Source organism: Pseudomonas sp., from assembly GCF_050739655.1.
Lineage (GTDB): Bacteria > Pseudomonadota > Gammaproteobacteria > Pseudomonadales > Pseudomonadaceae > Aquipseudomonas.
Genome location: NZ_JBOIBY010000280.1, coordinates 1 through 3,305, shown reverse-complemented (window position 1 = coordinate 3,305; position 3,305 = coordinate 1). Strand labels below are relative to the sequence as shown.

Annotated in this window: 1 protein-coding gene; it reads left to right on the top strand. The window is 60.8% G+C overall.

Annotated elements, in window-relative coordinates; all coding sequences use genetic code 11:
• Positions 1 to 1,507: 1,507 nt before the first annotated feature.
• On the top strand, positions 1,508 to 3,305 hold a 1,798-nt coding region (locus ACRESJ_RS13900; protein WP_431758403.1), incomplete at its 3' end, for a reverse transcriptase domain-containing protein.

Here is a 3,305-nt window from a genome sequence, read left to right as displayed (position 1 = left end):
GGTTTTATGTTGAGCACCGGATTATGCCGAATGAGCCGAGAAAACTCGCCGTTTGCCCTGGTCAGCAGGGCGGACGAGGGTGACTGGGTCGGCATAATCCGGGCCGCGTGAGCGAGGCACCCTTCGTCGGACTGCGCGTACGGAGGCAGAGGCAACGATGACTGGCCACCAGGCGTCGCGGCCAGTCACCCGGATCTACCTGCACCTCGACCTCGCTCGCGAACAGCCGGGCTTGATCAGAGCTCCAGCCCCGGGCACTGAGTTCGAGCGGTACCGCCTCTGCTTGCCTTCCTGAGCACTGCGGATTATGCCGAGCAGCAGGCCACCTCAACCACCGCTGACCAGCACTTTCACCAACCCACTCGACATAATCCGGGGTTCAACATAAAACCGGTTATGTCGAACTCGACATAAGCAGTTCTGAGGGGGCCGGGGCGCAGCGATGCGCTCCGGCTACCCGACTGATCCGGGGGTCGCCGGGGAGGGTGGGAGCAGCCTCGACAAAGTCGCGTCGGTTCAGGACTGCCGGATGGGCCGGGTGCGGTGAGCGAGACGGGAAGGTATACGCGAGAAACCGGTGTTGTTACGCCTCTTGACCATGTACCAGCTCGAAATCCGGTGGATCTGGGCTGGATTGCGGTGCACATCCACTCATCATCGGCCACGGTGGAGTGGAAAACTCTTGGCTGGGTCTTCAACGCCTGGGCCAGGAGGCCATGGTGAAAGTCTACGGCGTAGCCATGGCGATGCCGCAGGGGTAGAGCCGGGTGCCTAACCCGTCAACCGGACAACAGTGAACGCGGGAACCACTCGTGACCGTTCCCCCCTTCTTTTTTTGCTCCTCGCCAGGGAGATAGGGGGGGATAGGTGCGACGCCAGCCAAAGGCGCGGGTGGGGCGGAGCCGCCGTAGTACTCCGAGCGCGGGAAAGCCGCGTACATGGGGAAGTTGCGCCGTCTAACTCGGCGTTGGATCACCCTCGCAGAGGGTAGAGGCTCGGAAGGAGGATGCCTCTGGGTCGCCCACCTTACCTGGACGCGAAAGCGCGAGGGGACCACAGCATGGTGGGGAAGCGTGGAGCATTGTGAAGGCGTTGATGGTGCTGCCGCGCAAGGCCCGTGTGATATGGCGAAGACCAGACTGTTTAAAGCCTAGTTCCCAGCGATGGAAATGTGCATTCTCCGACATACAACGCCCGGAGCGGAGCCACCAGCATCAGGCGAATCCCCTTTGCTTCGCCCCAACCCTTCCGGCTGGTGGGCGGTGAGCAACGAGCTCACTCAAGGGAACGGACAGGCCGCCTACGTCACGCTCGATACGTCCAGCGCAAGGGGAATTCGGGATCACCTAAGGGGCGCGAGCCCTACGGTGACGGAGTGCCAGTAGTAGTCGTGGGAGTCACGCCCCACCAGGGAGAGCGGGAAAGCCGCTTACAGGGCCAAGTGGCACAGGTGTCCACGATTATCCAGAAAGGCAAGGTATGCGTAATGCAGAGAGCCGGAGCCCTGATGGAGATCATCCATGAACGCGGCAAGAAAGGACTGCCACTGGAGAGATTGTACCGGCACCTGTTCAACCCGGAGTTGTACCTGCGAGCCTACGGGAAGATCTACCGCAATGATGGCTCCATGACGCCCGGTTCGAACAAGGAGACTGTGGATGGCATGAGCCTGAAGAAGATTCAGGCGATCATCGATGCGCTCCGGTCTGAGCGCTATCGATGGACCCCGGTCCGGCGTGTGTACATCGACAAGAAGGGATCACCAGGTAAACGCCGCCCGCTGGGTTTGCCCTCGTGGTCGGACAAGTTGCTGCAAGAAGTAATCCGCTCCCTGCTGGAGGCGTATTATGAGCCGCAGTTCTCCGGGCACTCCCATGGTTTCAGGCCGGGCAGGGGCTGTCATACTGCCCTGGCGGAGGTATCGGAATCGTGGCGTGGGACAACGTGGTTCGTCGAGGGAGACATCTCCCAATGCTTCGACCGGCTGGATCACACAGTTTTACGATCCATCTTGGCCGAGGATATACACGACAACCGTTTTTTGCGGTTGATCGGCGGGCTGCTCCAGGCTGGATATTTGGAGGACTGGCGTTACCATGAAACACTGAGTGGCGCCCCGCAAGGGGGTGTGTTAAGTCCCTTGCTCTCCAATATCTACCTGAACCGGCTGGACAGGTATGTCGAGAGAACTCTCTTGCCCGTCTACAACCGGGGAGACCGACGCAAGCCGTTTCTGCCGTATATGCGGATGCACAAGGCTGCCTGGAAGCTGGAAGGGAAAGGGCAACGGGAGAAAGCACGAGGGTTGCGTCGGCAACTGCAACGGCTTCCCTCCCGGGATCCCCATGATCCAGGCTTCCGGCGGTTGCATTACATCCGCTACGCGGACGATTGGCTGCTGGGATTCACCGGTACGCGACGGGAGGCCGAGCGTATCAAGGCCATGATGGGATGGTTCCTGCGCGATCGCCTCAAACTGGAGCTCTCCGAGCACAAGACCTTGATCACTCACGGGCGGACGAAAGCTGCCCGTTTCCTCGGCTATGAGATCGCGGTTCACCACAACGACACCAAGCGTGATCAGAACGGTCACCGTTGCATCAACGGCCAGATCGGGCTGAAAATGCCGATGGATGTCGTACGCGCCAAGCGCACACCCTATATGCAACGCGGTAAACCGGCCGCCATACTGGACCGTGCCCACGACTCGGATTTCCGTATCGTGGTGCGATACCAGGCGGAGTTCCGGGGTATCGCGGAGTACTACCAGTTGGCCTACAACCGGCACCGTCTCGGCCTGCTCAGGTATGTCATGGAGCGGTCCCTGGCCAAGACGTTGGGTCACAAGAACAAGATCAGCGTCAATAAGGTCTGGAACCGCTACCGTGCTACCTGGCAGACCACGGCAGGCCCCCGCAGGGGCTTGCAGGTCACGGTCAACCGGGAGAAGGGCAAGCGGCCACTGGTGGCCCGATGGGGTGGCATCTCGCTAGCGCGCAGAACCACGAAGGTCGTCCTCAACGACGAGCTTCCAGCAATCTGGAGTAAGCGTCCTGCCGAACTCATCGGCCGGCTGATGACCGGCCGGTGTGAGCTCTGCCAGGAGCACACGGACGTCGAAGTGCATCATGTCCGGCGCCTGAAAGACCTCCACTCTGGGAGTTGGGTCCAACAGCCCGAATGGGCAAAGAAGATGGCATCGCGCCGTCGCAAGACCCTCATCGTCTGCCGTAACTGCCACAACGATATCCACAACGGATTCTCCGCCCGGCAGGGTTCGCGGAATAGGGCACTGGAGAGCCGAG